Below are 4,295 nucleotides of genomic sequence, written 5' to 3' on the forward strand. Positions count from 1 at the left end.
CCGCCCGATCGACTCTATCACGACCAGCGCCTACGGTTCTGCACGTACCTATAACGATACCCTCAAAAGCTATCACGGAGGAATCGATTTTCGAGCCCTCACTCCGACTCCGATCCAAGCCGCCAATGACGGTATCGTCGTTTTGGCACAGGAACGTTATTATTCGGGTGGGACCATTATTATCGATCACGGCGAAGGTCTCTACAGTTGCTATTTTCATCTCAGCCGATTTGACGTCAAGGTCGGTGACTACGTCACACAAGGGCAAGCTATCGCTCTTAGCGGAGCGAGCGGCAGGATTACGGGACCGCATTTGCATTTTGGAATAATGGTCCACGGAGTACAGACCGATCCTCTGGATTTGATGGAACAAATCGATCACCTGTTCGTGACGCAAAAGGAGCAATAAATGCGGCGATATCTCCTCTTAGCCCCTCTTATCGCCCTTCAACTTAGCGCTTTTTCGACGACCAATATCCAATATCTCTACGGAAATTTCGAAGGTCCTACATTTCTTGATACCCAAAGCGGTCCGAAGCATACGATTACAATGGAACATTACCGGACATGGGATTATGGGGATATTTTTACCTTTTTCGACTATGTTTACGCAAAAGACGGTTTGCGATTTACCGGGAAAAAACATGATTTGTACGGAGAGTTTTCACCGCGTATCAGCCTCAACAAACTCACATCCCTTCCAACATCTTCGGGTTTGATTAAAGAATACTACCTAGCCTACCAATATAACCGTTCAGAGACCTATATCGCGAACCTTTACGGTATCGGAAGCGACTTAAATATTCCGGGTTTTCAGGTATTCGGCCTCAATTTCTATCGCAAAATCCAAAACATTGGAAAAGATACGTATCAACTCTCAGGCAATTATTATGCTTCAATCACCGAGCAATGGCATTTTGAGGGATTCACCGATTGGACAACCGAAGATTTTTTAAGCCAGAATCAGTTGTTGTTTAATATCGGATCGTATATACAGATCCATGAGGGAAAACTCGATATCGGAACAGAGTGGCATTATTATCACGAAAACAACGGTCACACCGATAACAATGTTTTTCAGGCAATGATCAAATATACGTGGTGATTTAGTCTTTTTTCATAGCGACCCATACGAAACCGCCGACGCTGACACTGACAAAAACCGCTAAAAAAATAACTTGAAACCAATCCGATCCGGACATCGTATTTCCTTTGAAGAGGGCATTTAAAAGAGGGGAAAGTACAACGTCACGTTGCACGGTGACAGTATACCTCTATGCGGTAAACCGCGATTCCTTTTCCTGTTAATTTTCTTGCAGGTTCTTCTCTTTGAGCTGTCCGCATGCGGCACTGATATCCAGCCCTTTAGAGTCGCGGATTGTACACAGAACGCCATGCTTTATCAGATACTCCTGAAATTTCACCATATCATCGCGCTGAGGACGTTGATAATCACTCCCCGGATAGGGATTGAAATAAATCAAATTGACCTTGGCTTTAATACCGTGCAACAGTTTGACCAGCTTTTTCGCCGAGGTTAGATCGTCGTTTTTATTTTTAATTACCAGATATTCGAACATCACCCGTTTACGGGTATCGATCGGAAACCGCTTAACCGCTTCGATGATCGAAGCGATATTATAGGCTTTGTTCATCGGGATCAGTTCGGTGCGGAGTTCATCATCGACGGCATGAAGCGAGATAGCGATGTGAACCCCCAAATCCATCTCTCCGAGTTTATCGATCTTGGTACTCAAACCGCTGGTCGATACCGTTTGCCGTTTTCCTGAAATCGACAATCCCTCTTCGTCTTTGAGGATCGTAATCGCTTTGGCAAGATTGTCCAGATTATCCAGCGGTTCCCCCATCCCCATATAAACGATGTTGAGGCGGCGATGCGCCGCGAGGCCGTTATCCATTTTGACTGCCAATACCTGCGCGACGATTTCGCCCGCACTCAGATCACGGGTAAAACCCCCTTTCGCGGTCAGACAAAATGAACACCCAACCTTACACCCTACCTGTGTCGATACGCACACGGTAAATCGTGCTTCGTTTTCGATCTTTCCCTCTTCGTCGATACTTTCGTCTTTCATTTTAAGCCATACCGTCTCAACGGTTTTGCCGTCACTCAGTTCAAACAGATATTTGATCGTTCCGTCCGTCGAACACTCTTTTCGGGCGATTTTCAGAGGCATGATCTCATACGTTTGGGCCAGTTCTTCGCGCATCGCCTTAGGAAGATTCGCCATAGTCTCAAAACTCATAGCGTATTGGTGATAGATCCATCCCCATATCTGCTTTGCGCGAAACGAAGGTTTCACCATTGCGGAGAGTTCAGCCTTGGTGTAATCCAAAATGCATTTTTTATCCACGAATCATCCCTTTTTCCACGAGGCGTTCACGCAATAACACTTTGGCAAAACCGTGATTGGCGATAAAGTCACGGTGGGCATTGGCATCGCAGTAGTTTGTGATACAAAATAACCCTCCGGCGGGAATGCCGAAAATCTGTGCCACCCGCATAACACTGAAAAACTCCATATTCTCGATTCCCATCCCCAAGCCTCGCATTTGCTCCATCGCACGCTCACAGGTCGTAATGTAGTTAGAACAGTTGACAATAACATCTTTCACATTTTCGGTTTGAGCTGAAACAACGTTGTCTATAGGGGTATACGCCTTTTCATCCAAAAATCCTAACTCGATGTTAGCAGCCGTTTTAGATTCGATCAGGTCATGTATTTTGTGATCACCGTAACTTCCGGCACTCCCGACGAAGAGAAGAAATTCGGGTTTATGGACCAAACAATCGCGCGTCAGATTGATGGCACTGTCGATCAGTCCCACCCCGATCGGTGTCGCAAAATCAAACGTTTCGTTATTGCCCGCGCATAAAATCATAGGTTTCCTTTGATTTGTACTGAATATTGCCCACTATGTTGATCACGCTGAATGATTGCCGTATCAGTACTATTAATTGTACGTGAATTATCAATTTTATATTTTGGCTCAATAGGTCCACAAAACTTACATTTAGGAGATATAAAGTCACTTAAATCTCCACTATAACCAACGATATTCCATCGAAAAATTGATCTATTACTATCTTTAATTTGGGGATAAAGATCATCAGAATTTCCTACATATTTAATTTTGTTAAAGAATACATAACTATCTGCATCAAATATATAGTCAATAGTAATGGTTCTAAATGCGTAACCAAAAATAAGACTCTCAATTGGTGAATGCGAAAACGAACTTATTTCAGATGTTGTTATTTTGCAGTTTGATGAATTATTAGTACAATACTGAAAGAATTTTTCTTTTTCTTTCTGAAAGCTTGGTTCCAATGATTGCACATATTCTTTAGCCTCTTTTTCGCTTTTTCCATAAAATAGTTCTAAAGCAATTCGTTTATCTTTTTCTTGATTAATTACATCATCGATGAAGCGTATTTTGTCGTAAACAATGACTTCATCATGAAAATCTTGAAAACCATTCCAAACACTTCTTCCTGTCAATGCAAAAATTAAAATCAAAATTATGTAAGGTACTATAAAAAGTAAAATCAAGATTATTTTAGGATTATATTTAATCAATTTATAAAACATAGTTTCTCCACTCTCTTGAAAATACCCAAAGTATCTCTCACTATTCTACTTCATACAATATCATCATCGTCACGTTCAATAATCTATTAATCTCATTAGCGCAAATCTCAAAAATCGTCTCAGCATCGAGGTCAAAATAGTGGTGCGATAAAATATCCCGTATCCCTTTGACCTGTTTCCATGGAATCTGAGGATATTTTTCCAAAAGCTGAAAATCGGTGAGTTTATCGACGTTTTTAAACCCTTCCCCGATAGCGATTAGGCGCATCGAAATGCTGTCAAGCTTTTCAAGCCCCTGTTCATCCTTGAGAAAATCATCAGCCGTTTTGATGTTTTGAAATCGTTGTTGGATTAATTTTAAAGAGCTAATAATATCTTCGAGGGTAGAGCGCAGTATCAAAAGGCGATCATTGAGCATAGATCACATCTCTTTTGATCATCTCCAAAAAGAGAGGCTTCATATGTTTGTGTTCACGTACAATATCCACTTTTTTGTGCAGATCATTTTCGATCTGCTCTTTAATCGCGACCATGTCAAATAATGAGGGCTTCATTTTGACAAAAATATCGATGTCGCTGTTCTCTTTGGCTTCATCTCGTGCATAACTTCCAAACAATCCGATTTGTTCGACATCGTATTTGCTTTTGAACTCTTGCAAATGTTGTAAAAGGTAGTCTAAA

At 41.7% G+C, this 4,295-nt stretch carries 8 protein-coding genes; 2 read left to right on the plus strand and 6 right to left on the minus strand.

The annotated features are described in order from the left end of the window. Positions 1 to 409: M23 family metallopeptidase (locus Q0389_RS09815; protein ID WP_298693827.1), on the plus strand; the 409-nt coding region annotated here is incomplete at its 5' end. Next, positions 410 to 1,105: an outer membrane protein OmpK gene (locus tag Q0389_RS09820; protein ID WP_298693829.1), complete on the plus strand. Its 696-nt coding sequence runs from the start codon at positions 410 to 412 to the stop codon at positions 1,103 to 1,105. 1 nt (position 1,106) lies between these two features. Here Q0389_RS09820 and Q0389_RS09825 read toward each other — a convergent pair whose 3' ends face one another. The 6 genes from Q0389_RS09825 to Q0389_RS09850 form a co-directional block, all read right to left on the minus strand. Further along, the gene (locus tag Q0389_RS09825; RefSeq protein ID WP_298693830.1) at positions 1,107 to 1,259 is read right to left on the minus strand and encodes a hypothetical protein; all 153 of its coding nucleotides are present in this window, start codon (positions 1,257 to 1,259) and stop codon (positions 1,107 to 1,109) included. A gap of 45 nt (positions 1,260 to 1,304) precedes the next feature. Beyond that, positions 1,305 to 2,375 (minus strand): 23S rRNA (adenine(2503)-C(2))-methyltransferase RlmN, encoded by a 1,071-nt coding sequence (rlmN, locus tag Q0389_RS09830; RefSeq protein ID WP_298693831.1) that lies wholly within the window; start codon positions 2,373 to 2,375, stop codon positions 1,305 to 1,307. Then, positions 2,368 to 2,904: a purine-nucleoside phosphorylase gene (locus Q0389_RS09835; RefSeq protein WP_298693832.1), complete on the minus strand. Its 537-nt coding sequence runs from the start codon at positions 2,902 to 2,904 to the stop codon at positions 2,368 to 2,370. The genes rlmN and Q0389_RS09835 overlap by 8 nt, the downstream gene beginning before the upstream one ends. After that, positions 2,901 to 3,614 (minus strand): hypothetical protein, encoded by a 714-nt coding sequence (locus Q0389_RS09840; protein WP_298693834.1) that lies wholly within the window; start codon positions 3,612 to 3,614, stop codon positions 2,901 to 2,903. Before Q0389_RS09840 ends, Q0389_RS09835 begins: the two co-directional genes overlap by 4 nt. A gap of 40 nt (positions 3,615 to 3,654) precedes the next feature. Beyond that, on the minus strand, positions 3,655 to 4,032 hold the full coding sequence (locus Q0389_RS09845) for a HepT-like ribonuclease domain-containing protein (RefSeq protein WP_298693836.1): 378 nt from the start codon (positions 4,030 to 4,032) through the stop codon (positions 3,655 to 3,657). Continuing rightward, positions 4,022 to 4,295, minus strand: a 274-nt coding sequence (locus Q0389_RS09850; protein WP_298693837.1) for a nucleotidyltransferase domain-containing protein, incomplete at its 5' end; no start/stop codon positions are given. The genes Q0389_RS09850 and Q0389_RS09845, both read right to left, overlap by 11 nt.

The sequence above is a fragment of the uncultured Sulfuricurvum sp. genome (genome assembly GCF_937936435.1).
Lineage (GTDB): Bacteria > Campylobacterota > Campylobacteria > Campylobacterales > Sulfurimonadaceae > Sulfuricurvum.

Coding starts and splice junctions, on each gene's coding strand:
- Q0389_RS09820 (WP_298693829.1), top strand. CDS start 410: ATGCGGCGATATCTCCTCTTAGCCCCTCTTATCGCCCTTCAACTTAGC.
- Q0389_RS09835 (WP_298693832.1), bottom strand. CDS start 2,904: ATGATTTTATGCGCGGGCAATAACGAAACGTTTGATTTTGCGACACCG.
- Q0389_RS09840 (WP_298693834.1), bottom strand. CDS start 3,614: ATGTTTTATAAATTGATTAAATATAATCCTAAAATAATCTTGATTTTA.
- Q0389_RS09845 (WP_298693836.1), bottom strand. CDS start 4,032: ATGCTCAATGATCGCCTTTTGATACTGCGCTCTACCCTCGAAGATATT.